A 24,444-nucleotide genomic window follows, 5' to 3' on the forward strand; every position below is an offset into this window, starting at 1 on the left:
AATACGCCGACTTTCGTGGCCTGACGCTTGCGTTATCATTGCGCCATGTCCGCGCCACGATCCGATGAAGTCCTGATGCTCAGCTATCGCGATGGCGATCTGGCGGCGTTCGCGGAACTGTATCGGCGGCACAGCCAGGGTTTGTACCTGTTTTTGGCATGGCGATCGCCGCGCCGGGAGTGGGTCAACGACATCATGCAGGACAGCTGGGCCAATCTGCACCAGGCCCGCGCGCGCTACGAGCCGGGCGCCAGCTTCCGCACCTATCTTTTTCAGATCGCCCGCAACCGCCTGATCGACCTGATACGCTTGAACGAGCGCGTGCTGCTCGCCAGCGACGGCGGCGAGGACGACTGGTTCGATCACGTGGCCGACGCCGCACAGGACAGTCCCGCGCCCGACGGCCAATTGGAACGCAAGCAGCAGACCAGCCGTTTGCATGCGATGATACGGTTGCTGCCGGTGGACCAGCGCGAGGCGCTGGTGCTACAGCAGTTCAACGGCATGAGCCTGGAAGAAATCGCGGAACTGGTGGCGGCGCCGGTGGAGACCGTAAAGAGCCGCCTGCGTTACGCGATGCGCAAATTGCGGCAGGAGTTGGCGCCGGCGGCCGAAGAGGCGAGAGCATGAATCCACATGATCACACTGAAGACGCGGAGTTTAAAGACTTCCTCAAAGGCGAGGGGGATCTGGCGCGTCAGTTGCGGGAGTTGCCGCAGCCGCAGGTGCCGGAGGCTTTGTCCGCCGCCATCCTGGCGCGGGCGGCCTCGGATCTGGGCGCTGCTGCCGTGCCGGGTGCGTCGGCCAACGACGCGCCGCATGATGCTGCGCCTGCCGCACCGCCGGCGCGCCATTATCTGCGGCGGGCTCGGGTTCCACTCGGCCTTGCCGCCAGCATGGTGCTGGCCTTGTTTGTGGTGCGCGGTTTGATGCCGGAGGCGTTCGGACCGGAGGTTGAACGCGCGGTGGTCTCGCAGGAGGCTGCACCGGAGGATGCAAAAATAGCAGTCGCGAGTCCGGAGGAGCAAGCGCCTTCCGCTACCGTATCTGCGCCACCGCCGCCCGCGCCGAAGCTGGCGCAGGTGAAGCGGTCAGTCGTTAGGCCTGTGATGCAGCCGGCCCCCGTCGCCGATATCGCCATCGCGGATAGCGCAATGGCAGCGCCGCCACCATCCAAACCACTTCAGACGGTGCTGGGCTATTCCGCTGCGGCGCCGGTGTCGATGCGGAGCGCGCCAGCGGCGGAGCCCTTGTCTGCGCCGGCCTGGCTGGCGCGCATGACGGACATGCTGAAGGCCGGCCAAACGAAAGAGGCGCAGGCGGAATGGTTGAAGTTCCGCATGCGCTATCCGGATGCCGAGGTGCCGCCTGAACTACGGCAGCAGCTCGACGCGATCAATTAACCTCGAATTCCCCCACCAGTACCGTGCTGCCGGTGTCGCGCAGGCGCAGCGTCACCATCTGGTCGCGCTGCTTCGGCGTGCCGAAGCCGGTGCTGAGACGCAGCTGCACGGTGGTGGCGCCCGCCACGATCTGCTGCCGGTGCCCGAACGAATTGACCTCCACCCGGTACTTGCCCGGCTTGGCCACCCGTAAGGAGAATTCCTCCGGCCCGTAGCCGCCGGTGAAGTCGCGCGACATGCGGCCGCCCTGGTAGGTATAGCGGTTGGCGTAGTAGCATTTCTCCCCATTCGGATCGGTGACCCATAAATCGATGTCGGTGTTGTCGGCGTCCCAGGTCAGCACTGCCCGCAAGGCCAGCGGCAGGTTGCGCAGCAGGCGTCGATCGATGCGGCTGGTATCTGGCTTGACAGTAGCCTTGGCGACGATGGCGTTGAGCTCCGCCAGCGTCACCAGTTCGATTTCGGCGAAGCGGCCATCCCACGGGCGATTGAGCACCTCCGCAAGCTGGTCGACCGCTGGCTGCACCTGGCCTGCGGCGGCGTAGGCTAGTCCGAGGTCGCGATACGATTGCGGTTCTTCCTCGGCCAGCCGCAGCACCTGCTGGAAGACCGGGATCGCCAGCGCCGGTTCACCGGCCTGCAGCAGGCGGTAGCCGAGGATGCGCAAGACCTGGCGGTTTTCCAGGTTCATCTCGGCCAGGTTCGAGAGCACGCGCAGCGCCAGGTCGCGCTGGCCTTGTTCGATCAGCATGTCGGCGCTGTCGAGGAAGAAGGCGCTGCTGTTGGTGTAGTTCGGCTTCTCGTCCAGGTAGATTGCATACAGGTCGGCCGCCTTGGCGGATTTCATGCGTGCGCGATACGGCTCGTTGGGTGACCACTTCTTGAGCTGGATGCTGGCGGTGTTTGCTTCGCCGACCGGGACCGCCTTTGGCTTGGCGGTGGTTTCCGCGCGTTGCGCGTCCGTTCGTCCATAGCTTAACGCGGGCGCCGCCAGCGGCATAGGTGCAGGCGCAGGCGGTGCGTACGCCGAGCGCGCGGCCCGGATCGACTCTGGCGCAGCATCGGCCGACACTTCACCGGTCGCCTTGAAGTCGCTCTGTTTTGGTAAACCGGATTTCGGATAGCTCTTTTCCCACCAGGCGACCTTTTGTTCGAACTCGCGCACAATCTGGTCGGTGTGCTGAATGGTGATGCGCCGCTGCGATTCCAGGCGGTTCTGCCTGAGCTGTGCGTAGGCCTCCTTGTAGGCCGCCGGTGGTTCGATGTCGTAGCGGACGTAGTCTTCCAAACGGTCCAGCACCAGCAGCGAGGTCTCGCGCGTGGGTATGCCGAAGCGTTGGCCGAGGCGACGGATTTCACCGCGTTTCAACTCGTAGTCCGCCTCCAGCGCCTGCAGGCGGTAGCCGGCCCACATGCCGGCGGCCAGCGGATGATATGGCGCACCGGCATTCACCGGCAAGGTCACCGTGCGGCTCTTGCCTTGCTGCGTCAAGGTGAGCGTCAGTTCCGCCGAGGGCTGCATCAGTCGTCCTGCGATGCGCAGCACGCCGTCTTGCGGTTCATGCGATTCCACCGAAATATCCTTGGCGCCGTTTGCGGCGATGTCGCTCAATCGCAGTGTATCGGCCAACAGCGCCTGCGCGGCTTGCTCCGGCTGGTTCGCTTGCAGCTGCACCAGACGGCCACCGTTGCGCTCCGCCAGCGCAGCCAGGCGTCCGCTGTCCGACACCAGCGCCGAATTCAAGGCGTACAAGCGCTGGGCCTTGGCCAGTGTGGGGAAGGGCGCATCGCCGTAGTTGGACAGCCCGTCGCTGACCAGCAGGTATTCGTTGATGTCCGCTTCCGGTTTCCACGCGCCGAGCGCACTGGCGCCGTCGTAGGCGGTGGCCGCCAGTGCCGTCCGCAAGGCGCTCCAATTGCCGTTGACGATGCGGAAGCGCTGGCTGGCTTCGGCGCGGTCGCGCAGGCGGATCAGGCGCACCTCCACATTGGGCACGGCCTTGAAGTAGTGATCGAGTACGGCCAGTTCGGCGTCGGTTTGGCGCTGTGCGCCCGAGCCGGAGCTGTCCCACAACAGTCCCAGTACGGCGGGCGACATGCGTACCTGTGGTGCGCTGTCGCCGCCGACGGCGATCTCGCTGAGGAAGTAGGTATCGCCGTCAAATTCCTGCACAAACGTTTGCGGCTGCGCGGAGGCGGCCAGCGCCAGTTCCAGCGTGCCGTCGGCGCGGTAGGCGCTTTTGGCCACGCGGGCGCGATAGCCGTCCTGCTGTCGTTCGAACTGCATGCCGCCGAGCGCACCGCGAGGCTGCGGCGGGGAGGTCGCGCCATGCACGGTTAGTGCTAGATCAAATTCGGCGATGGCCTCGCCGTAGGCCAGAGGCAGGCGATACAGGCGCTGGCCTTCATTGCGCGCCAGTGATTCGGCGTACTTCAGCTGCACGGTACGGGTGCCGCCCGGTGGTATCGGATAGACGCGCAGTTTGAAGTTGTTCCCCTGCGTGACCTCGAGCAGCGCCGGATCGATGCGGCGGCGCTCGACCTCCTCAAAGATCATGCGGCCTTTGGCCTTCTCGACCGGCACGGCCGGCCGCAGCGCGCCGTCGATATCCAGCGCGAAAGCCGTTACCCGTTGTCCGGGCAGCAGCGGGAATTGCAGTTCGCCTTCCAGTTGAACCGCATTGGGATTGTAGAACACCATCTCCACAGTGGTCTGCGCCAGGCCGCCGCTGATCTCTGCGTTGATGTGCAGGCATTGCAGGCGCACCGGCGTTTGCGCGCGCGGCACCACCAGGCGGGGCGGCATGATGGGCGGTATCGGCGCGATGGCGCGGGCCATCGTCGATACCGCCATAAAAAACACGACTAGCAATGGGCGTAACATGACGTCTCCTTCACCGGAAAAGCCCGGCGTCCAACATGAAACGGCGCAGCGGCGCAAACGGGGTTAAACCATCCGAAAAAAATCCATGCGGCAGCGCAGCAATTTTCAATTGCTTTATTTGCAGTTATTGCTATCATTTCGCTGGCTTACTGCCGAGGAGAGCAAATGAATGCCCCGAATACGCCTCACCCGAATTACGACATCCTGATCGCTGCGGCGCGCAAAGTCGGCCCCGTGACGGTCGCCGTCGCGCACCCATGTGACCGCCACGCGCTGGAGGCGGCGCTGGACGCCGCCCGCATGGGTTTAGTCAGCCCGATACTGGTCGGCCCGCAAGCGCGCATCCGCAAGGCCGCCGCCGAAGCTGGACTGGATATCTCCGCGCTCCCCTTGATCGACACTGAACATAGCCACGCCTCGGCGTTCCGCGCGGTGGAGCTGATCCGCGAAGGCAAGGCCGCTGTGCTGATGAAGGGCAGTCTGCACACCGACGAGTTGATGGGCGCCGTGGTCGCCGGCGACACCGGCCTGCGCACCGGCCGCCGTCTGAGCCACTGCTTCGTGATGGACGTGCCGGGCCGCAGCGAGCCGCTGATCATCACCGACGCCGCCGTCAACATCAACCCCACGCTGGACGACAAGGTCGACATCATCCAGAACGCCATCGACCTGGCCCACGTGCTGAAGTTCGATCCGGTCAAAGTGGCTATCCTGGCGGCGGTCGAAACGGTCAGCGCCAAGATGCCGTCGACCATCGATGCGGCCGCGCTGTGCAAAATGGCGGACCGTGGCCAGATCACCGGCGGCATCCTCGATGGTCCGTTGGCGATGGACAACGCCATCGATCCGGAGGCGGCGGCCATCAAGCAGCTGGTGTCGCCGGTCGCCGGCAAGGCGAATATCCTGGTGGCGCCGGATCTGGAAGCAGGGAACATGCTGGCCAAGAGCCTGACCTTCATGGCCGGCGCCGCGGCGGCCGGCATTGTGCTCGGCGCCCGCGTGCCGATCATCCTGACCAGCCGCGCCGATTCGGTGACAGCGCGCCTCGCCTCCTGCGCGGTGGCGGTGCTGGTGGCACACAGCAAGCTGGCTGGCGCCCGCATCCTGGGAGACTGACGCGATGGCCCCCAACGATAGCATCGTCGTCATCAACGCCGGCTCGTCGAGCATCAAGTTCTCGCTGTTCAGCGGCGCCGCGTTGGCGTTGACCTTCAAGGGCAAGATCGAGAACCTGCACAGCGGCGTCACGCGCTTCAGCGCCCAGGACGCGCACGGCAAATCCATCGGAGAGCGCAGCTGGCCGGACGCTCCGCTGGACCACGAAGCCGGCATGCGCTTCCTGATCGACTTCTCGCAGACCCACCTCGAAGGCCATCGGGTGGTGGCGGTCGGCCATCGCATAGTGCATGGCGGCGTGGCCTACAGCGGGCCGCAGCGCCTGAATCCTGAAGTGCTGGCAGCGTTGGAGAAGCTGATACCGCTGGCGCCACTGCACCTGCCGCACAACCTGGCGCCGGTGCGCGCCGTGATGGCGATGGCGCCGGACGTGCCGCAGATCGGCTGTTTCGACACCGCCTTCCACGTTGAGCAGCCGGCGCCAGCGCAGGCTTTCGCGCTGCCTTCGCGGATCACGGAGCAGGGCGTGCGGCGCTACGGATTCCACGGACTTTCATACGAATACATCGCCAGCCGCCTGCCGGACGCCGATCCGTCGCTGTCCGGCGCCAAGGTGGTGGCTGCGCATCTGGGCAACGGCGCCAGCATGTGCGCGATGGCGGCGGGACGCAGCGTCGCCAGCTCGATGGGTTTCACCGCCGTGGACGGCCTGCCGATGGGCACGCGTTGCGGAGCGCTCGATCCCGGCGTGGTGCTCTATCTGATCGACGAACTGGGCATGGATGTCGGCGCCGTGCAGAAAATGCTGTACCAGGAATCGGGCCTGCTCGGTGTCTCCGGGATTTCGTCGGACATGCGCACGCTGGAGCAGAGCGACGATCCGCGCGCCAGGGCGGCGATCGATTTGATGGTCTATCGCATCGGCCGCGAACTTGGTTCGCTGGTTGCGGCCTTGGGCGGCCTCGATGCGCTGGTGTTCTCCGGTGGCATAGGCGAAAACAGCGTCGCCTTGCGCGCCGCCGTTTGTCGCGACGCCGCCTGGCTGGGCGTGAAGCTGGACGCCACCGCCAATGCGGCCAATCCGCGCGGCGTGGCGCGCATCGGCGCCGCCGACAGCAAAGTGGCGGTCTGGGTGGTGCCCGCCAACGAGGAATTGATGATAGCCCGTCACACGCTGACCTTACTGGAGCATGCATGAACACGGAAACGATTTATCCGATTTTGACCGGAAAACGCGCGCTGGTGGTGGGCGTGGCCAACGAACATTCGATCGCCTGGGGCTGTGCGCTGGCGTTCCGCAAGTTGGGCGCGGAAGTCGTGCTCACTTATCTGAACGAAAAGGCGCTGCCGTACGTGGCGCCGCTGGCTGCGGAAATCGACGCGCAGCTGCTGCCGCTGGACGTGACGAAGCCAGGCGAGATGGAAGCGTTGTTTGCGAAGCTGGAGGGGCAGGGCAAGCTCGATATCCTGGTGCACTCGATCGCCTTCGCGCCCAAGGCCGATCTGCAAGGCGGACTGCTGGACTGTTCGCTCGAAGGTTTTTTGCAGGCGATGGATGTGTCCTGCCACTCCTTCGTGCGCATGGCCAAGCTGGCCGTGCCGTTGATGACGGATGGCGGCAGCATGTTCGCCATGAGCTACCACGGCGCCGAGAAGGTCGTCCCGAATTACAACGTCATGGGTCCGGTGAAAGCGGCGCTGGAAGCGTGCTGCCGCTATCTGGCCTATGAGCTGGGTCCCCACGGCATCCGCGTACACGCGATCTCGCCGGGACCGCTGCAAACCCGGGCCGCCTCCGGCCTGAAGGACTTCGAGCTGCTGCTGCGCGACGCTGCGGCGCGGGCGCCGTTGGGGCAACTGGTCGATATCCTCGATGTCGGCAACACCTGCGCCTACCTGGCATCGCAATATGCGCATCGCCTGACTGGCAGCACGGTGTATGTCGATGGCGGCCTGAATATCATCGCTTGAGGATCTCAATGGCAGCTCACGTCACACTGCAAGACATCGATGAAGACAATTTCGAGAGTTTCATGGATATGGAACTGCCGGAGCACCAGCGCGATTACCTGGACAGCAATGCCTATTCGATCGCGCAGTCCAAGTTCTATCCCGACTTCTTCACCCACGGGATTTACTGCGACGGCGAACCGGCCGGCTTCCTGCTATACGACTGCCGCGCGGACGATGTCCCCGGCCTGTATGGCATCTACCGCTTCATGGTCGACTATCCGCTGCAAGGCAAGGGCATCGGCCGCAAGGCGATGGCGCTGCTGCTGGCGGAGCTGCGCGCGAAGCCGGATGTCCAGCGCATCATCATCTACTACAAGCCGGATAATGCGGTGGCGCGCGAGTTCTATCGCAGCTTCGGATTCCACGAATGCGGTATCGATGAGGAAGGCGAGATGATCGCCGAGATCATCCCGTCAGGGTTTGCCGATCAGTAGATACAAGGCCGTCTGGTTGCGCGAGGCGCGGCCGGCGCCGAAATACAGCGGTCCCAAAGGCGTATCGATGGCGATGTACAGCGCGTTGCTGCGCACCGTCTGCTCGCCGTTGGTCGAGTCGATGGTGCTGCCGACCCGTCCAAGTTCCGCCGACGCGCCGAGGTAGGCGCCGTCCAGCAAACCCGGCGCCGAAAGGCGGTAGTTGTAGACCAGGCGGCCGAAGTGCAGGCTATTGCCCAGCAATTCGCCAGTGCGCAGGCCGGACATCCGCAGGAAACCGCCGAACGAAACGATCTCGTGATCCGGCAGTTCGTTCGCCCCAAGCTTGTGCTGCACTTCGAGCGCGCCTGGATGGAATGGGGGCCGGTGGCCGCCGCCGTCAATGTAGAGAAGGAGGCCTTGTTGTAGTTGGTATCCGCGCCCTGGGCCGTGCGCGACGAATAGATTTGCAAGTCGGCCTTGACGCCGGAGCGCGGGAAGGCGCTGTTGTCCAGCGTGTCGGCGCGCAGGCGCATCTGCACGCCGCCGGTGCGCGCGCGCGGGAACAGCTCCGACGGCGGCACGAAGCTGGTGTCGGCCAGCAGGTTGACATGGCCGCGCGCAACGCCGATGCGCGCCTCGCCCCATTCCGCCAGCGGCACGCCGAGATCCAGCCCCGCGGTGATCGATTCGTTGCGGTAGCGCGCCAGCCGTTCGCCTTTGGAATAGATGTCCAGCGGCGTGCGCTCGCCGGACAGGTAAGCGCTGGCGAACAGGCGCTGCGCCGGCGTCAGGGGTTGCAGCCATTCGGTGCTGAGGCGGTCCGTGTGGCCGATCTCGAGATCGTTGCGCCACTCCGCGCCCAATGCGTTGAGCCAGGTCCAGCGATGCATGGCGCGCAGGGTGAAGAAGGAGTCGCCCTCGAAGTCGGTCGACACGCCCAGTCCCAGTCGCAGGTACTGCGGGCCCCAGGATTTTTCGTTGACGGTGGTGGTCATCTCATGGCGGCCGTCCTGCTGCGGTGTGAGCGCGTAGCTGACATGCTCGAAGTCGCCGCGCCCGTACAGGCGGCGCATGTCGCGTTCCGCCCTGGCGGCGTCGAACAGGTCGCCGGCCTTGGTTTCCATGGTGCCGCGCAGGGATTCCTCCGGCACCCGCTGCGTGCCGTCGATGCGTACCGCCGACAGCAGCACGCCCTGCGGCGCCCGTGCCCCGTGGCGGCGCGCGCTCAGCACCGTGTAGTCGTCCGGCGACACGGCGTAGCGCCGCAGCTTGGCGGCGGCCTCGCGGCCCGCCTGTTCGCCGTAGTCTTCCGCCTCCTTCAGCAGATCGAAGCTGCCGGCATCGACGCTGGCCAGGTTGGGCGTAATCAGCACGTCGACCTGGGGATCGAGTTCGGTCAGCGAGGCGCGCAGGTTGCTGGCGCTGAGCATGCGCATCATCTGTTCGGACATCGACAGCACCGACTTGATTTCCTCGCGCTTGAGCAGCGGCGTGCCGATATTGATGGCGATGATGACCTCCGCCCCCATTTGCCGCGCCACATCGACCGGCAGGTTGCGCGCGACGCCGCCATCGACCAGCAGCCGGCCGTCGATTTCCACCGGGCTGATGACGGCGGGGATGGCCATGCTGGCCCGTACCGCCTGCGCCAGGTTGCCGTGTTCCAGCACCACCATCTCGCCGTTGCTGACGTCAGTGGCGATGGCGCGGAAGCGGATCGGCAGCCGGTTGAAATCGGGATCGCCCTGGCGCGCCGTCAAGCGCCGCAGCAGCCCCTCCAGCGCCACCCCGGACACCGCCCCCTTGGGCAGCGACAGGCCGTGCGACCCGATGCCGATCTCCGGCCCGACATAAGTGCCGGCGTCGTCGCTCTTGCGGGCGATCGACAGGTCGCCCCGGGCGACGTCATGGAAAAGGTTGGCGGTGCTGAGCGTCTGCATCTCGCGCTCGATGTCGGCCAGCGGCATGCCGCTGGCATAGGCCGCGCCGACGATGGCGCCGGCGCTGGTGCCGACGATCATATCGACCGGCACATGCAGCTCCTCCAGCACCTTCAGCACGCCGATGTGGGCGCCGCCGCGCGCGCCACCGCCGGACAGCACCACCGCCACCTTGGGGCGCGCCGTGATGGCCGGCGCGCCGGATTCGGCGTGGGCGGGCCGGAAGCAGGTGAAGCCCAGGCAGGAGAGCAGCAATGCAGGGAATTTGCGCATGCGTGGACTCTAGCACAGCGGTGTTTTCCCGACAACGTTACGCCGAAATCCCAGCTTCATCGCTTGATCACCAAAATGCGGAAGATCAGCAGGTGGGACACCAGCAGCAGCGGCACCAGGAAAGTGGGGAGAAAATACGCTGCCCCGAACTGGCCCGGCGCCAGGCCGGAAGCGGCGGCTTGGTAAAAGGCGTTGAACAGGTCCAGGCTACCCCACAGATTGAAGACCCAGGCAAACGCATATCCCGCCCGGCTGCGTAGTGACGCCAGGGCCAACAGGGCAAGCAGCGCCGCCAGCAGGTCGCCCCAGGCGGCGCTTTGGGCAAACCTCAACGGCAGATCGGGCGAGACCACGCCCGGCACCAGGAACGACATGCCGATGAAGCGAAACGCGTGCATGACCAGCAAGGGCCGCAGCGCATCGGCGGCGGAGCGCTGCCGCAGCTGCGGCCACAGGTAAAGCACGCCGAACACGGACCAGGCGAGCAGTCCGAACGCGACACCAATTCCAAAGACAATTCTTGTATCCATCGCAGCCTCCGTTTCAATACGCCTGAATTCTAGCGGGCTTGCGGCGGGTGATAAACCGATATACGCTGCATACACCATGAAGCAGGACTACACAATTCCACGGGGAACGCTGGACGGCGTGGAAGCCTTCATCCGGGTGGCCGAGCGCCGCAGTTTTCGGCAGGCGGCGATCGACCTCGGTGTGACGCCTTCCGCCATCAGCCAGGCCATCCGCGCACTTGAAGCGCGTCTGGGTGTCGCGTTGTTCACGCGGACCACCCGCCGCGTGGCGCTGACGGAAGCGGGTCAGCGCTTCCTTGAACAGGCGCGGCCCGCGTTCGACGAGATTGTCGCGGCAGGCGGCGCGGCGCGCGAGCTGGGCGCGAAGCCGTCCGGCCTGCTGCGGCTGGCGGTGCCGCCGGCCGTGGTTTCGCTCATCCTCCAGCCGGTGCTGGCGTCGTTTAGCGCCGCCTATCCCGAGGTGGTGGTCGAAGTGGTCGCCAGCGCGGAGCTGGCCGACCTGGTCGCGGGCGGATTCGATGCCGGGATACGCATGGGGGAGTACATCGCCGCCGACATGGTCGCGGTGCGCCTGACGCCTCCGCTGCATCTCATCATCGTTGGCAGTCCCGGCTACTTCGCGCACTGCAAGCGTCCTGGCGTGCCCGCCGAACTGGCGCAACACGCCTGCATCCGGCTGCGGCGCTCGGACGGCGCCATCGCACCCTGGCGCCTGCGCGGGCCGGCCGAGCCGCTGGAACTCGCGGTTTCGGGGCCGTTGATCGTCAACGATATTCCCGGCATGCTGGACGCGGCGCTCGGCGGGGTTGGCCTGGCCCAGTTGCCCGAGCCGGTCGCGCGCGCGCAGCTCGCGGCGGGGCGCCTGGAAGAGGTGCTGGCCGGGCATGCGGCGATGTCCGCTGGCCTATTCCTCTATTTTCCCAGCCGCGCGCAGGTGATGCCGAAACTGCGCGCCTTCATCGAACACCTAAAGGGGTTTGCCGCTACGACTTTCGCTTGACGAGTGCGTCTGTTTAGTATGGACCGGTTAAACTGGGGCGCCGCTCAGGCATTGTCGCGCCGCCGACCTCTGGCCGTGGTTAAATTGTCCGCCGCGTGTTTTCCCCTTAACCGTTATATCGCTGGAGCCGATCGACATGAGAATGATGTTTTCGCTGCGCGCACGTGTGTCCGCGTTTGCCATGCTGGTCGCCATCGCCTGCGCGCCTGTGATGGCGGCGCCGATCAATGTCGCAACCTACAACCTGCGCTACAACAATGCCGGCGACGGCGCCAACGTCTGGCCGGCCCGCAAGGAGATGGTCAAGTCGCTGATCCGCTACCACGAGTTCGATATCTTCGGCACCCAGGAAGGTTTGGCCGATCAAATCGCCGACCTGGCCCAAATGGAGGAATTCGACCATGTCGGCGTTGGCCGTGACGACGGCAAGAGCGCCGGCGAACATTCAGCGATCTATTTTCGCAAGAGCCGTTTCGCGTTGCAGGGCAAGGGCGACTTCTGGTTGAGCGAAACGCCGGATCGCCCCTCGTTCGGCTGGGACGCCACCTGCTGCCACCGGCTGGCGTCGTGGGCGCGCCTGCGTGACCGGAGCAACGGCCGCTCGTTCTTCGTCTTTTCCGTCCATTTCGACCACCAGGGCGAACAGGCCAGACGCGCTTCGGCCGACCTGGTGCTGCGCAAATTGGCCGAGATCACCCGCGGCGCACCGGCTATTTGTGTCGGCGACTTCAACTCGACGCCGGAAACGGTGCAGATACAGACCATGGCCACGGCCATGCGCGACGCTTTCCGGGTCAGTGCGGCGCCGCCATATGGCCCCGTTGGCACCTTCAACGACTTCCACCTGGACGCGGCGATGACGGAGCGGATCGACTACATCTTTGTAGACCGCCATTTCGACGTGCAAAAATATGCGGTGTTGAGCGACTCGCTGGACAGACGCTATCCTTCCGACCATCACCCGGTGGTCGCCCGCCTGATCCTGAAATAGGACTTGACCTTACCGCAGTGGGAAGGTGTAAGGTACGCACAGTTGCCTCTCGTGGAGAGACTGCGGTACCATTCAGCCCACTTATGCGCCCATTCATCCGTTTCCTGCTCTGGATTTTGATTGCAGCCTTGCCGCTGCAGGGGATGGCTGTCGTCTTGATTCCGTGCGCCGCCTTGCCAGCGCCGATGCAGGTGGCCAGCGAGCCGGCGGCGAGGGCGGAGCACTGCGCGCCGGCGAAACCGGAACTGCAGGCGTCCGGCGCGCATGGCAAGTGCAGTCATTGCGCCAGCTGCGTGGGCGCTTCGGCGCCGCCCGTCGTGCCGTCCCTGGTGCTGCCCGCATCGTTTTCCGGCGCCGGCGTCAGCGCGGCCGAGCCGGCGATGACAGCCTATATACCGGCCACGCTCGAACGTCCGCCGCGCCTGTCCTGAACTTGCCGACGCCGCGGGCTGGTCCCGCGTATCCGTAATTTTCCAGGAATCCTATGAAACACTTCCCTATACTGCTGCCCGCAGGACTTTCGTTCGTTCTGCTGACGGGGTGCGCCAGCCTGTCCAATGACGGCGGGCTGAATGACGTCGCGCGGCTGACACAGGAGCGCATCGGCCAGCCAGCCGGCTTCTCCCGCGACACCAATAATGACCAGCAGGTAAGCACGCTGCTGGCGCAAACGCTGTCCCCGGAAAACGCCGTGCAGATCGCACTGCTCAACAGTCCTGCGCTCAAGGCTTCCTTTGCGGAGCTGGGCGTATCCGAGTCCGAGTTGGTCCAGGCGGGCCGCATGCGCAACCCAAGCCTGGGTTTCGGCCGCATACGCGGCGGCAGCGAGACCGAAATCGATCGCAGCGTGATGTTCGACATTGCCGGCCTGTTGACGCTGCCGGCTCGCTCGCGCATCGAACAGCGGCGCTTCGAACAGGCCAAGCTGCGCGCCGCCGCCCAGGCCGTCCAGCTGGCAAGCGACACTCGGCGCGCCTACTTCATGGCCGTGGCGGCCGCGCAATCGGCCGCGTTTGCGGACCAGGTACGCGGCGCCGCCGAAGCGTCGTCCGAGCTGGCGGAAAAAATGTCCAAGGCCGGCAACTGGAGCAAGCTGGATCATGCCCGCGAGCGTGCCTTCTACCAGGATGCGTTGACGCAGCTGGCCCGCAGCCGCCACGAAGCGGTGGCCTCGCGCGAACAATTGATACGGCTTTTGGGCTTGTCGGGAGAGCAGCAGAGTTTCGTGCTGCCGGACCGTTTGCCCGATCTGCCGCCACAACCGCGCGAGATAAACAACGCCGAAGCCCAGGCATTGTCCCAACGGTTGGATATGCTGGCCGCGCGCCGCGATACCGAAGCCACGGCCGACGCCCTCGGCCTGACCAAGGCCACCGGCTTCATCAACGTGTTCGACGCCGGCTACGCCAACAAGAGCAGCACCGGCCTGCCGCGTGAAAACGGCTACCAGGTCACGTTTGAACTGCCGATTTTCGACTGGGGCAGCGCCAAGGTGGCGCGTGCGCAGGCGCAGTACATGCAGTCCGTGCACCGCGCAGCCGATACGGCGGTGCGCGCCCGCTCCGAAGTGCGCGAGGCGTATTCGTCTTACCGCACAAACTACGAGATCGCGCGCAACTACCGTGACGAGGTGGTGCCGCTGCGTAAAAAAATCTCCGACGAGGTCCTGCTGCGCTACAACGGCATGCTGGCCAGCGTGTTCGAACTGTTGGCCGACTCGCGCGAGCAGCTCAACAGCGTCAACACCGCCATCGATACCCAGCGCGATTTCTGGATCGCCGAGACCCGCCTGCAAGCAGCCGTCAACGGCGGCAGTGCCAATGAAACAAGGATGAACCCATGACCTCACGTAGAGACTTCTTCAAAGGCGCAGGCGCCATCGCAGTCAGCGCGGCCGCCATCAGCAAGGCCGGCGCGGCGACGCTGCCGGAAGCGATGACGATGGATAACGCGAACACCCACGTGCCGCCGCTGCCGTCCAACGGCCGCCCGTTCAACCCGGTGGTGACGCTGAACGGCTGGTCGCTGCCGTGGCGGATGAATAACGGCGTCAAGGAGTTCCACCTGATCGCCGAGCCGGTGGTGCGCGAGATGGCGCCCGGCATGAAGGCCAACCTGTGGGGCTACAACGGACAGTCGCCCGGCCCGACCATCGAAGTGGTGGAGGGCGACCGGGTGCGCGTGTTCGTCACCAACAAGCTGCCGGAGGACACCAGTGTGCACTGGCACGGCCAACGCCTGCCGAACGGCATGGACGGCGTGACCGGGCTGACGCAGCCAGGCATCGAACCAGGCAAGACCTTTGTCTATGAGTTTGTCGCCAGGCGGCCCGGCACCTTTATGTACCACCCGCACGCCGACGAGATGACGCAGATGGCGATGGGGATGATGGGCTTCTGGGTCACGCACCCGAAAGACCATACGCAGTACGCGGTGGACCGCGACTTTGTGTTCCTGCTGAACGCCTACGACATCGACCCAGGCAGCTATACGCCCAAGACCAACACCATGTTGGACTTCAACTTGTGGACATTCAACAGCCGCGTATTCCCCGGCATCGACTCGATGCCGGTGCGGCAGGGCGACAAGGTGCGCATCCGCGTCGGCAACCTGACCATGACCAACCATCCGATTCACATCCACGGCCACGAATTCCACGTCACCGGCACCGATGGCGGCTGGACGCCGTCGGCCTCGCGCTGGCCGGAAGTGACGACCGATGTCGCGGTCGGCCAGATGCGGGCGATCGAGTTCGTTGCCACCGATCCGGGCGACTGGGCTTTCCACTGCCACAAGGCTCACCACACCATGAACGCCATGGGCCACAACGTGCCGACCATGATAGGGGTGGACCACAGCGGCATCGCCGAAAAGATCAACAAGATCGTACCGGACTACATGACCATGGGCGACAAGGGCGGTGCGATGGGCGGCATGCAGATGCCGCTGCCGGAGAATACGCTGCCGATGATGTCGGGCGATGGCCCGTTTGGCGGCGTGGACATGGGCGGCATGTTCACCGTGGTCAAAGTGCGCAAGGAGCAGAAGCGCGGCGACTACACGGACCCCGGCTGGTACAAGCACCCACCGGGCACGCAGGCCTACGAGTGGACCGGCGCCTTGCCGGAACCAGCACGCAAATATACCGCCGGCGGCCAGTCCATGCCGGCATTGAACCAACCGGACGTAGAGCTGACCGTGCGCAAGCCGAGCGGCCATAGCGGACATTAAGGAGAAAACAGATGAAAACATTACAAACCATGCTGGCATCGGCGATCGTCGTGACAGCCACGCTGGCCGCACCGTTCGCCGCCGCCCATGCAAGCCTGAAGAGTTCCGATCCGGCGGCCAATGCCGTGCTGGCCGTGGCGCCGAAGGTGATCGCGCTCACGTTCAACGAAAAGGTGGAGCAGGCCTTCAGCAGCATCACGTTGACGGATGCGGGAGGCCAAGTGGTTGCCGGCGCCGACAAAACCAAGGCGACCGTTGACGAGGCCAATCCGGCGATCCTGCGACTGGTCTTGCCGCAGCTGCCGGCCGGCTCCTACACGGTCGGCTGGGCGGTCGCGGGCCATGACGGCCATCGCCGCAAGGGCGATTTCACGTTCACGGTCAAATAATGGGGGCTGGTTTCGATGCGGTCTGGCTGCTGCAAGTCAGCTCGGCGTTCCTGCTGGTGTGCGGTTTTAGCTGGCTGGCCGGCTCGTGGTGCGCGCGGCGCTGGCTGCCGTCTGGTGTTGAACTACCGTTGCGCTACTTCGATTTGCTGGCGGCCGGCGTTGCCATAGTCGCCAGCGTGCTGTCGCTGCTGGCGGCGACCGCCGTCATGGGCGGCACAGGCCTGTTGGAAGCATGCGGCATGTTCTGGATGATGGTCACCAGCACGGCTTACGGCCTGACCTGCTGCGCCGCCATCGCGGCGCTGCTTATGGTGCTGGCGCTGCGCTGGCCGCGCGGCCAGTCGGCGGGCCGTGAGATCGCCGTCGCGGTGGCCATGCTGGTGTTTGCGGTCACGCGCGCCTCCATGGGGCATGCAGGCGAGGAGGGCATCTGGACTGTGCCGATGGCGGCGGAGTCCATCCATTTGTCGGCGATCGCGGTTTGGGTCGGCGTGGTGGCGGTGTCCGGCTGCTGCGTGCTGTCGGCGCCGATGTCGGCGGCCGACAGGAACCGGTATCTGGATAGCATGTCGCGTGCCGCGATGGGAGCCGTTGTTGCCATCGTTGTCACCGGCATTTACAGTGGTTGGCATCGCGTCGGCAACACCGGGAATTTGGTTAATACCGTTTACGGCATTACCTTGCTGGGTAAGATCGCCCTGGTGCTGCTTGCCATCGGCATTGGCGGCTACAACAAATTCATTGGGTTGCCGGCCGCCTCGCGTTTGTACCAGGGTGTAGTGACGGTGCGGCTGGCATTGCGTATCGAGATGGTGCTGCTGCTTGGCGCCATACTGGCTGCCGCCATCCTCACTTCCCAACAGCCACCGTCAGCGCTCTGACGGCGGCCACTGTCTCTACAAGGACTTCAGGAAAACCAGCAAGGCATCGCGATCAGCCTTCGACAAATTCTCGAAGCGCTGACGCGATTTTTCGGCCTCGCCGGCGTGCCACATGACAGCCTCGGTCAGGTTGCGCGCGCGGCCGTCGTGCAGGTAGCCGACCTTGCTGCTGTTGCCCATCACCTTGTCCGTATATCCTATGCCCCACAGTGGCGACGTGCGCCACATGCCGCCCTTGGCCTGGCCTTCGACGAACTTGTCGGCCAGCCCCGTGCCCATGTCGTGTAGCAGCAGGTCGGAGTAGGGACGGATGGTCTGGTTGCGCAGTTCTGCAAACAGGTGGCCGGAACCGGTCTTCATTTCCGCGGTGTGGCAAGCCACGCAGCGCATACCCTGGAACAGTTTGGCGCCGGCGGCGACTTGCTGGGCGTCGACGCGATGCTCATCCAGCGGAGCCACGCCTTTCGGGAAGCCGCTCGGTATGCTGCGCTGGGCCGGTACCGCCACCAGCGACAGATAACGCGAGATCGATTGCAGGTCGGCTTCCGAGATGCCTTTCTGCGCGCCGCCGGCGGCGCAGCCGGTTGGGCCGGTGGCGCAGGCGCGGTTGGGGTAGACCGGTGAAGTGACCGCCATGTCCAGCAGCAGTGCTTCGCTGGCCTGGTGGCGCAGTGTGGACTTGCCGGCCTTCCAGCCGAAGCGTCCCAGGCGCACAGCGCCTGTCTCCGGTTCGTAGACATAATTGGCCACGCCGACCACGCCATCCGCGTCCGGCGCGGTCCGGGCGCGGGCGATGATGTCCGCTTCCGGTATGGCTTCCAGCAGGCCGGCGCCTATCATCGGCTGGGCGGCGCGCAGCGAGTAGATGTCTGGCACAGGTCCCTCGAAGGCCAGCGTAGGCTTGCGCAGTTCAACGGCCGCGCCGTCGGCCAGCTTGACGGTGCGGGCTTCGAAGCCGCCCACGCTGACGGTGGTGCCCCAATTCTGCGGCGCGCCACTGGCCGATACCGCGTTCATCTGGATGGCGGTGCCGTACAGCGCGTGGGGCAGTTGCAGACCTTGCGCATTGCTGGTCGCCACGCGGACGGCCATGTTGTCCAGCTTCTGGTTGATCGCGGTCGGCGCGGCGCTGCGGCCGTTGTTGACGTGGCAGGCGATGCAGGCGGACTGGTTGAAGCGCTGTCCCTGCAAGCCCACGGCCGGCAGGTAGCGGTCGTTGCCCGGTTCGTTGTGGTCGCCGGTGGTGAAGTTGGTGTGCACCAGGCGACGGCCCTCGACAAAGCGCTGCATATTCTGCATGCCGATGTTGTTGTGCGGCTGCTGGAACATGAACAGGCCGTTGTCCGAGTAGTTGTACGACACCGAGCCCTGGCCGCCGGACAGCGTTTCCTCCGGCAGCGGCACCGAGTTCAAACGCGGTTGCACGCCGTACCACGGCTTGAGGCCCGCGCCAACCACGTAGGTCCACTCGTAGGAGTAGTAGCGTATGCCGCCGGTGTCGCCGTTGGCGGTCATGGATGCGGTGGTGGAGAACATCGACGGCGAGACTTCGATGATATCGCCGGTCACCAGCGGACGCGCCGGCACATTCTGGCCGTTGGGCATGCCGTTGGCGTCGAGCGCGCCGTGGCCTGGATAGTCCCGGATGCGCAGCGTGCAGGCACCGTTGATGCCGTCGACGCTGGCCAGCTTGCCGGCGGCGGGGAAGGCCACCGGATTGCAGACGGCGACGTTGCGGTCCACCAGTTCGCCCGGCGCCATCCAGCCATAGCCGGTCACGCCGGGGCGGTCGAAGCCGCGGAAGAAGGCGATGCCGCCGGACAGGAAGTCGACCGTGGTGTACTGGTTGACGATCAGCACCGGCTTGGTCACGCCCGGTACCCGGCTGTTGTCGATGATCTCCACGCCCCAGGTGCGGTTCTTGAAGTAGTTCGACACGAAGGTCAGGTAGTTGCCCGGACCCTTGTCGAGCGGCAGGCCGGTGACCGGATCGACGGTTTCGTTCGGACCGTAGCCGATCTCGTTCCACTCTTCGCCGCGCTCGCGGCCGTGGCGGGCCAGGCCGCGCGCGCCGAAGCGGGTGACCAGGGTGCCGTCGGGCAGCGTGAATTGCGGCGTTTCGAGCGGTTGCGCGGCGGCGGGCAAGGGCGCCCAACCGGCGCCGCTGGCCGGGTATTTCAGCGGCGAGGTGGCGGCGCTGGACAGCGTATTGTCACTGCCCGGCGTCTTGAATTCGACTTCGTACAGCGAGTAGCCGTACTGGGTGGCGCGGGCCACGCCTTGCAGGCGGATGTAGCGGGCGTTGATGCCGAGGTTGTAGAACTCTTCGGTGCCGCCCTGGCCGGCGCCGACGTAGCGCACCTGCGACCAGGCCTGGCCGTCGTCGGACACCCGCAAGGCGTACTGCTTGCCGTAGGCGTTCTCCCATTGCAGCTTCATGTAGCCGACCTGGGTCTTGGCGCCGAAGTCGAACTGAATCCAGGCGCCGTCTTCGGCCGTGCTGGCCCAGCGGGTAGTGGCTTTGCCGTCGATGGCCATGCTGGCCGCCAGGCCGCCGTTTTCCACCGCCGACGAGGTCGCCGCCACCGGTTTGATCGCCACGCCAGGCTTGCTCGGGTCGATCACCACGGGGGGCGTGGGGTCGACCGGCGGCGTTGAAACGGGGGTGCCGGTGTAGGCCTGGATCTCGAAGATCGAATAGCCGTACTGGCTGGAGCGCTTGACTCCCTGCACGCGCAGGTAGCGGCCCTGGCCGGACAGGCCGGTCCAGTCTTCAATGCCGCCCTGGCTGTTGTCGACGGACTTGAGTGTGGTCCAGCTCGAGTTATCGTCGGACACTTGCAGCAAATACTGCGCGGCATGCGCGTTTTCCCACGCGATGTGGACGTGGTTGATGGGTTGGGACTTGCCAAAGTCCAGCGTCAGGTACTGCTCGTCGCTGAAGCCGCTGCTCCAGCGGGTGCTATCGTTATGGTCGATGGCGGCGGCCGCCGACAAATCGCCGCGCTCGGACGAGCTGGCCGTGGCGTTGACCGGCGTCAGCGCGGTTTCGGCCGACGCTGCGGCGCCACCCTGGAGCTTCATCCCGCTGAGCATGCGCGCCGCCTGCGGTGTGGCGGCCTGATCGCCACCACCGCCGCAAGCGGCCAGCAGTAGCGACAACGCTACGGGGAGACCCGCGAGCGCTAGATTCCTGCAACGATTATTCATGGTGCATCCTTCGGTCCTGATTCGTGGTGACGAAAGTCGGAGGCGTGGAAGCGATTCCACATCCGGGCGTGGCTTTCCAGTCGGGTGCTGCGGTTCAGTTAAGCTTGGGCTTGCTGGGTGGGTGCAGATGAAACTCGCCCGGATTAAGTTTTATGAAAACTTTCAATAGGGCAATGGTTGTGAAGATATCCCGAGTCGTCAGACATGTCAAGCGTGCGCGCGCTCAGTCAAGAAACCCAATTCTTTTCGCTTGACTACCTATAACCAGCCGGCTATGATTTAATCCATAACTTAGTGGCTATGGATTGAAATGACAAACTCCCATGACGAGCTGTTCCGCGCGCTTGCCGATCCCACCCGGCGCGCCATCTTCGAACAGCTATGCACCGGTGGCGAACAAACCGTGGGGGTGCTGACCACCCATGCGCAGGTGTCGCAACCAGCGGTGTCCAAGCACCTGGCCGTGCTGAAGCAGGCCGGACTGGTGCGGGACCGGCATGCGGGACGCCAAACCCACTATAGCGCGCAGCTGAAGGCGCTGACCCCGCTGTTGGACTGGACCAGCCAGATGAGTCGTTTCTGGGACGGCAAGTTCGACGATCTTGATGACTTACTGAAAAGGATGGACCAATGAACGATATCGCACACCAACTTCGCACCGTTGTCGTCGAACGGGAGTTTTCACATCCGCCGGAAAAGCTGTGGCGGGCATTGACTCAGCCGCACCTGATCGAGGCCTGGCTGATGAAGAATGACTTTCTGGCTGTATCTGGCCACCACTTTAACTTCCGCGCCGACTGGGGCACGGTCGATTGCCAGGTGATGGAAGTCGAACCGCAGAAGACGCTCGCCTATACTTGGAACGCGCTGGGACTGGAAAGCGTGGTGACGTGGACGCTGGCCGCCACCGCGACCGGCACCCGTTTGCGAATGGAACAAAGCGGCTTTCGTCCGGATCAGGATCAGGCTTACCAGGGCGCCCAGTTTGGCTGGCCGCATTTCTTCAATTCGCTGGAGCAGGTGGTGGCGCAAGACGCTGAAGCTTCACATTAATTTACAAAAACTACATAAACCAGCAGCGCAGCCCCCTTAAAGTCGTCACCGGCATGAGGAATAAACCTCATGCCCTTGACCAAAAAAGGGGACACCATGCACCATTCATCAATGACTTTGGCCGACCAGCAACACCGCTCGTCGGCCCGCACCGCTGGGTTGGCGATCGCCGCGGCGACGATTTTGTCGACCCTCTTTGTCGCCATGGACCAGGGCGCCAGCGGCACCACGCCGCAGGAGATCATGGCCAGCATGGCGGCTATGCGGCCGATGAAGTCGCTGGTGCATACGGTCGCGATCGCCAGCGTGCTGGCCTACGCCTTCGGCTACGCCAGCCTGGCGACCCGGCTGGATGTGCGGCGCCCGCTGGTACTGGCCAGTTTGACGACGTATCTGATCGGCTGCGTGGCGATGATAGGCGCGACCACGCTCGACGGTTTTGTCAGCGGCGACCTGGCCGCGATGTTCGCCGGCGCCTCGCCCGACAGTGTCAAGCAGGGCTATAACATGATTGCCTTCACCGGCGTGGCCTTGACCGATATGGCGCGGGTGGGCTGGGTGCTGCAAGCGGCGGCCGGAATAGGGTGGTCGCTGGTGTTGCTGGGCGGTCGCGGACTTCAGCGGGGCGTGGGGCTGCTTGGACTGCTGTCAGGCGCACTGGTGGTGGGTACTGTCATTGTCGCTGGCGCCAATATGAGCATGGCGGCCATACTCAGCATCCTGGTGGCGCAGGCGGTCTGGAACCTGGCGGCGGCGTTTCTGTTGGTACGCAATAAGTTCGTTGCGACCGTTCATGCCGGTGGCGGCGCACAGTTCCCGGCCTGAGCCTGCTCAACGGCCTTTGCTGCAACGCGAGAAGGGCGGATAATGGCGGATTATTTTGCGCAAAAACTGGAATCTACCCATGGAAATTAAGGTCAACTTTCTCGATAAGCTACGTCTGGAAGCCAAATTCGATGATTTTACGGTGATCGCCGACCAACCTATCCGCTATAAGGGCGATGGCTCGGCGCCTGGTCCGTTTGACTATTTTCTGGCTTCGTCGGCCTTGTGTGCTGCTTATTTTGTAAAGTTGTACTGCTCAACGCGCAATATCCCGACCGACAATATCCGGCTGTCGCAGAACAATATTGTTGATCCAGAAAACCGCTACCAGCAGATTTTCAAGATCCAGGTAGAGCTGCCGAGCGATATCTCCGACAAGGACCGCGAAGGCATTTTGCGTTCGATCGACCGCTGCACAGTGAAAAAAGTGGTCCAGGCCGGCCCCGAGTTCGTCATCGAGGCGGTGGAGAATCTGGACGCCGACGCCCAGGCCTTGCTGATGCTGAACCCGGCTTCCGAGGCCAGCACCTACATTGCGGGCAAGGACCTGCCGCTGGAGCAAACCATCGCCAACATGTCGGGCCTGCTGGCCGGCCTGGGCATCAAGATTGAAATCGCGTCGTGGCGCAACATCGTGCCCAATGTGTGGTCGCTGCATATCCGCGATGCGCACTCGCCGATGTGCTTCACCAATGGCAAGGGCTCGACCAAGGAAAGCGCGCTGGCGTCGGCCCTGGGTGAATACATCGAACGGCTGAGCAACAATCACTTCTACGCCGGCACGTTCTGGGGCGAAGACATCGCCGAGGCGGCGTTTGTGCACTACCCGAACGAGCGCTGGTTCAAGCCTGGCCGCAAAGATGCGCTGCCGGCCGAGATTCTGGATGAGTACTGCCTGGAAATCTACAATCCGGATGGCGAGCTGCGCGGCTCGCATCTGTATGACACCAATTCCGGTAATGTGGAGCGCGGCATCTGCTCGCTGCCGTATGTGCGGCAGTCGGACGGCGAGGTGGTGTATTTCCCGTCCAACCTGGTCGAAAACCTGTTCGTCAGCAACGGCATGAGCGCCGGCAATACGCTGGTCGAAGCCCAGGTGCAGTGCCTGTCGGAAATCTTCGAGAGGGCGGTTAAACGCGAAATTCTGGAAGGCGAGATCGCGCTGCCGGATGTGCCGCAGGAAGTGCTGGCGAAATATCCCGGCATCCTGGCCGGCATACGCGGTCTGGAAGAACAGGGCTTCCCGGTGCTGGTGAAGGATGCATCGCTGGGTGGCGAGTATCCGGTGATGTGCGTGACCTTGATGAATCCGCGCACCGGCGGCGTGTTCGCCTCGTTTGGCGCGCACCCGAGCTTTGAAGTGGCGCTGGAACGCAGTCTGACTGAGCTGCTGCAAGGCCGCAGTTTTGAAGGCCTGAACGATTTGCCTCGGCCTACCTTTGTCAGCAATGCCGTGACCGAGCCAAACAACTTTGTCGAGCACTTCATTGATTCGAGCGGCATCGTCTCCTGGCGCTTCTTCAGCGCCAAGGCTGACTACGAATTTGTCGAGTGGGATTTCTCCGGCCACGGCGAAAACTCCAACGCCGAGGAAGCTGCGACCCTGTTCGGCATCCTCGAAGGCATGGGCAAGGAAGTGTACGTGGCAGTGTATGACCAGCTGGGCGCCGCTGCCTGCCGCATCCTGGTGCCGGGCTATTCGGAAATCTATCCGGTGGAAGACCTGATCTGGGATAACACCAACAAAGCATTGAAATTCCGTTCCGATATCTTGAACTTGCATCGGCTGGATGATGCCATCCTGGAAGCGCTGATCGAGCGTTTGGAAAACAGCGAACTGGATGAATACTCCGATATCGCCACCTTGATCGGCGTCGAATTTGACGAAAACACGGTCTGGGGCCAATTGACGGTGCTGGAGTTGAAGCTGCTGATCCAGCTCGCGTTGCAGGACTTTGAGGCGGCGCAAGAGTTGGTGGAAGCCTTCCTGCAATACAACGACAACACCCTCGAACGCGGCTTGTTCTATCAGGCCCTGAATGTGGTGCTGGAAGTGGTGCTGGACGACGACATGGAACTGGACGACTACGTGGTCAATTTCCGCCGGATGTTTGGCGATGCGCGCATGGACGCGGTGATCGGCTCGGTGGACGGCAGCGTGCGCTTCTTCGGCCTGACGCCGACCAGCATGAAACTGGAAGGGCTAGACAGGCACCAGCGCCTGATCGACAGCTACAAAAAGCTGCACGTGGCGCGCGCCAAGGCGTCGGCCACAGCCAGCTAGAACGG

Annotated in this window: 21 protein-coding genes; 17 read left to right on the plus strand and 4 right to left on the minus strand. The window is 64.2% G+C overall.

Annotation, left to right across the window (positions count from 1 at the left end; translation table 11 throughout):
• Positions 1–45: 45 nt before the first annotated feature.
• Both KVP70_RS25695 and KVP70_RS25700 read left to right on the plus strand, forming a co-directional pair.
• On the plus strand, positions 46–630 hold the full coding sequence (locus tag KVP70_RS25695; RefSeq protein WP_229225088.1) for a sigma-70 family RNA polymerase sigma factor: 585 nt from the start codon (positions 46–48) through the stop codon (positions 628–630).
• On the plus strand, positions 627–1,403 hold the full coding sequence (locus tag KVP70_RS25700) for a hypothetical protein (protein ID WP_217945258.1): 777 nt from the start codon (positions 627–629) through the stop codon (positions 1,401–1,403). The genes KVP70_RS25695 and KVP70_RS25700 overlap by 4 nt, the downstream gene beginning before the upstream one ends.
• Here KVP70_RS25700 and KVP70_RS25705 read toward each other — a convergent pair.
• Positions 1,396–4,287: a DUF2135 domain-containing protein gene (locus KVP70_RS25705; RefSeq protein WP_217945259.1), complete on the minus strand. Its 2,892-nt coding sequence runs from the start codon at positions 4,285–4,287 to the stop codon at positions 1,396–1,398. The genes KVP70_RS25700 and KVP70_RS25705 overlap by 8 nt on opposite strands.
• A gap of 165 nt (positions 4,288–4,452) precedes the next feature.
• Between KVP70_RS25705 and KVP70_RS25710 the strand changes: the two genes are divergently transcribed.
• Genes KVP70_RS25710 through KVP70_RS25725 form a run of 4 tightly spaced genes read left to right on the plus strand, consistent with a single transcriptional unit; the run spans position 4,453 to position 7,850 of the window.
• On the plus strand, positions 4,453–5,403 hold the full coding sequence (locus KVP70_RS25710) for a phosphate acetyltransferase (protein WP_217945260.1): 951 nt from the start codon (positions 4,453–4,455) through the stop codon (positions 5,401–5,403).
• Between the two features lie 4 nt (positions 5,404–5,407).
• Positions 5,408–6,601: an acetate/propionate family kinase gene (locus tag KVP70_RS25715; protein WP_217945261.1), complete on the plus strand. Its 1,194-nt coding sequence runs from the start codon at positions 5,408–5,410 to the stop codon at positions 6,599–6,601.
• Positions 6,598–7,374, plus strand: a complete 777-nt coding sequence (gene fabI / locus KVP70_RS25720; RefSeq protein ID WP_217945262.1) for an enoyl-ACP reductase FabI — start codon at positions 6,598–6,600, stop codon at positions 7,372–7,374. Before KVP70_RS25715 ends, fabI begins: the two co-directional genes overlap by 4 nt.
• 8 nt (positions 7,375–7,382) lie before the next feature.
• Positions 7,383–7,850 carry a GNAT family N-acetyltransferase gene (locus KVP70_RS25725; protein WP_217945263.1) on the plus strand — a complete coding sequence of 156 codons (468 nt, stop codon included), beginning with the start codon at positions 7,383–7,385 and terminating at the stop codon, positions 7,848–7,850.
• Here KVP70_RS25725 and KVP70_RS25730 read toward each other — a convergent pair.
• Positions 7,844–10,045 carry a patatin-like phospholipase family protein gene (locus KVP70_RS25730; protein WP_229225089.1) on the minus strand — a complete coding sequence of 734 codons (2,202 nt, stop codon included), beginning with the start codon at positions 10,043–10,045 and terminating at the stop codon, positions 7,844–7,846. The two genes, KVP70_RS25725 and KVP70_RS25730, sit on opposite strands and share 7 nt — an antisense overlap.
• Positions 10,046–10,101: 56 nt before the next feature.
• Positions 10,102–10,575, minus strand: coding sequence for a DUF8737 domain-containing protein (locus tag KVP70_RS25735; RefSeq protein ID WP_217945264.1), 474 nt, complete (start codon positions 10,573–10,575; stop codon positions 10,102–10,104).
• Between the two features lie 76 nt (positions 10,576–10,651).
• Between KVP70_RS25735 and KVP70_RS25740 the strand changes: the two genes are divergently transcribed.
• The 7 genes from KVP70_RS25740 (at position 10,652) to KVP70_RS25770 (ending at position 17,067) form a co-directional block, all read left to right on the plus strand.
• Positions 10,652–11,575, plus strand: a complete 924-nt coding sequence (locus KVP70_RS25740) for a LysR family transcriptional regulator (RefSeq protein ID WP_217945265.1) — start codon at positions 10,652–10,654, stop codon at positions 11,573–11,575.
• Between the two features lie 136 nt (positions 11,576–11,711).
• Positions 11,712–12,566 (plus strand): endonuclease/exonuclease/phosphatase family protein, encoded by an 855-nt coding sequence (locus tag KVP70_RS25745; protein ID WP_229225090.1) that lies wholly within the window; start codon positions 11,712–11,714, stop codon positions 12,564–12,566.
• A gap of 83 nt (positions 12,567–12,649) precedes the next feature.
• Complete coding sequence (locus tag KVP70_RS25750) at positions 12,650–12,997, plus strand: hypothetical protein (RefSeq protein WP_217945266.1); 348 nt, start codon at positions 12,650–12,652, stop codon at positions 12,995–12,997.
• Between the two features lie 53 nt (positions 12,998–13,050).
• The gene (locus KVP70_RS25755; RefSeq protein ID WP_217945267.1) at positions 13,051–14,409 is read left to right on the plus strand and encodes a TolC family protein; all 1,359 of its coding nucleotides are present in this window, start codon (positions 13,051–13,053) and stop codon (positions 14,407–14,409) included.
• Entirely contained in the window at positions 14,406–15,797 is a 1,392-nt protein-coding gene (locus KVP70_RS25760) for a multicopper oxidase family protein (protein WP_217945268.1), read from the plus strand. Before KVP70_RS25755 ends, KVP70_RS25760 begins: the two co-directional genes overlap by 4 nt.
• 11 nt (positions 15,798–15,808) lie before the next feature.
• A complete protein-coding gene (locus KVP70_RS25765; RefSeq protein ID WP_217945269.1) occupies positions 15,809–16,186 on the plus strand; it encodes a copper resistance protein CopC in 378 nt (125 codons plus the stop codon).
• Complete coding sequence (locus tag KVP70_RS25770; protein ID WP_217945270.1) at positions 16,186–17,067, plus strand: CopD family protein; 882 nt, start codon at positions 16,186–16,188, stop codon at positions 17,065–17,067. The genes KVP70_RS25765 and KVP70_RS25770 overlap by 1 nt, the downstream gene beginning before the upstream one ends.
• A gap of 15 nt (positions 17,068–17,082) precedes the next feature.
• On the opposite strand, the gene KVP70_RS25775 is transcribed toward KVP70_RS25770, so the two are convergent.
• The gene (locus KVP70_RS25775; RefSeq protein WP_217945271.1) at positions 17,083–20,277 is read right to left on the minus strand and encodes a di-heme oxidoredictase family protein; all 3,195 of its coding nucleotides are present in this window, start codon (positions 20,275–20,277) and stop codon (positions 17,083–17,085) included.
• Between the two features lie 310 nt (positions 20,278–20,587).
• Here KVP70_RS25775 and KVP70_RS25780 point away from each other — a divergent pair, with 310 nt between their 5' ends.
• From KVP70_RS25780 to KVP70_RS25795, 4 genes are all read left to right on the plus strand, one after another.
• Positions 20,588–20,911: an ArsR/SmtB family transcription factor gene (locus KVP70_RS25780; RefSeq protein WP_217945272.1), complete on the plus strand. Its 324-nt coding sequence runs from the start codon at positions 20,588–20,590 to the stop codon at positions 20,909–20,911.
• Positions 20,908–21,330 carry an SRPBCC family protein gene (locus tag KVP70_RS25785; protein WP_217945273.1) on the plus strand — a complete coding sequence of 141 codons (423 nt, stop codon included), beginning with the start codon at positions 20,908–20,910 and terminating at the stop codon, positions 21,328–21,330. Before KVP70_RS25780 ends, KVP70_RS25785 begins: the two co-directional genes overlap by 4 nt.
• 96 nt (positions 21,331–21,426) lie before the next feature.
• On the plus strand, positions 21,427–22,155 hold the full coding sequence (locus KVP70_RS25790; RefSeq protein ID WP_217945274.1) for a hypothetical protein: 729 nt from the start codon (positions 21,427–21,429) through the stop codon (positions 22,153–22,155).
• A 79-nt stretch (positions 22,156–22,234) separates the two neighbouring features.
• Positions 22,235–24,439, plus strand: coding sequence for an OsmC domain/YcaO domain-containing protein (locus KVP70_RS25795; RefSeq protein ID WP_217945275.1), 2,205 nt, complete (start codon positions 22,235–22,237; stop codon positions 24,437–24,439).
• Positions 24,440–24,444 lie beyond the last annotated feature (5 nt).

Source organism: Duganella violaceipulchra (assembly GCF_019166075.1).
Taxonomy (GTDB): domain Bacteria; phylum Pseudomonadota; class Gammaproteobacteria; order Burkholderiales; family Burkholderiaceae_D; genus Rugamonas; species Rugamonas violaceipulchra.

Excerpts from the sequence above, each read along its gene's own strand:
- KVP70_RS25695 (WP_229225088.1), top strand. The coding sequence starts at position 46 with ATGTCCGCGCCACGATCCGATGAAGTCCTGATGCTCAGCTATCGCGAT.
- KVP70_RS25700 (WP_217945258.1), top strand. The coding sequence starts at position 627 with ATGAATCCACATGATCACACTGAAGACGCGGAGTTTAAAGACTTCCTC.
- KVP70_RS25705 (WP_217945259.1), bottom strand. The coding sequence starts at position 4,287 with ATGTTACGCCCATTGCTAGTCGTGTTTTTTATGGCGGTATCGACGATG.
- KVP70_RS25710 (WP_217945260.1), top strand. The coding sequence starts at position 4,453 with ATGAATGCCCCGAATACGCCTCACCCGAATTACGACATCCTGATCGCT.
- KVP70_RS25715 (WP_217945261.1), top strand. The coding sequence starts at position 5,408 with ATGGCCCCCAACGATAGCATCGTCGTCATCAACGCCGGCTCGTCGAGC.
- fabI (WP_217945262.1), top strand. The coding sequence starts at position 6,598 with ATGAACACGGAAACGATTTATCCGATTTTGACCGGAAAACGCGCGCTG.
- KVP70_RS25725 (WP_217945263.1), top strand. The coding sequence starts at position 7,383 with ATGGCAGCTCACGTCACACTGCAAGACATCGATGAAGACAATTTCGAG.
- KVP70_RS25730 (WP_229225089.1), bottom strand. The coding sequence starts at position 10,045 with ATGCGCAAATTCCCTGCATTGCTGCTCTCCTGCCTGGGCTTCACCTGC.
- KVP70_RS25735 (WP_217945264.1), bottom strand. The coding sequence starts at position 10,575 with ATGGATACAAGAATTGTCTTTGGAATTGGTGTCGCGTTCGGACTGCTC.
- KVP70_RS25740 (WP_217945265.1), top strand. The coding sequence starts at position 10,652 with ATGAAGCAGGACTACACAATTCCACGGGGAACGCTGGACGGCGTGGAA.
- KVP70_RS25745 (WP_229225090.1), top strand. The coding sequence starts at position 11,712 with ATGAGAATGATGTTTTCGCTGCGCGCACGTGTGTCCGCGTTTGCCATG.
- KVP70_RS25750 (WP_217945266.1), top strand. The coding sequence starts at position 12,650 with ATGCGCCCATTCATCCGTTTCCTGCTCTGGATTTTGATTGCAGCCTTG.
- KVP70_RS25755 (WP_217945267.1), top strand. The coding sequence starts at position 13,051 with ATGAAACACTTCCCTATACTGCTGCCCGCAGGACTTTCGTTCGTTCTG.
- KVP70_RS25760 (WP_217945268.1), top strand. The coding sequence starts at position 14,406 with ATGACCTCACGTAGAGACTTCTTCAAAGGCGCAGGCGCCATCGCAGTC.
- KVP70_RS25765 (WP_217945269.1), top strand. The coding sequence starts at position 15,809 with ATGAAAACATTACAAACCATGCTGGCATCGGCGATCGTCGTGACAGCC.
- KVP70_RS25770 (WP_217945270.1), top strand. The coding sequence starts at position 16,186 with ATGGGGGCTGGTTTCGATGCGGTCTGGCTGCTGCAAGTCAGCTCGGCG.
- KVP70_RS25775 (WP_217945271.1), bottom strand. The coding sequence starts at position 20,277 with ATGAATAATCGTTGCAGGAATCTAGCGCTCGCGGGTCTCCCCGTAGCG.
- KVP70_RS25780 (WP_217945272.1), top strand. The coding sequence starts at position 20,588 with ATGACAAACTCCCATGACGAGCTGTTCCGCGCGCTTGCCGATCCCACC.
- KVP70_RS25785 (WP_217945273.1), top strand. The coding sequence starts at position 20,908 with ATGAACGATATCGCACACCAACTTCGCACCGTTGTCGTCGAACGGGAG.
- KVP70_RS25790 (WP_217945274.1), top strand. The coding sequence starts at position 21,427 with ATGCACCATTCATCAATGACTTTGGCCGACCAGCAACACCGCTCGTCG.
- KVP70_RS25795 (WP_217945275.1), top strand. The coding sequence starts at position 22,235 with ATGGAAATTAAGGTCAACTTTCTCGATAAGCTACGTCTGGAAGCCAAA.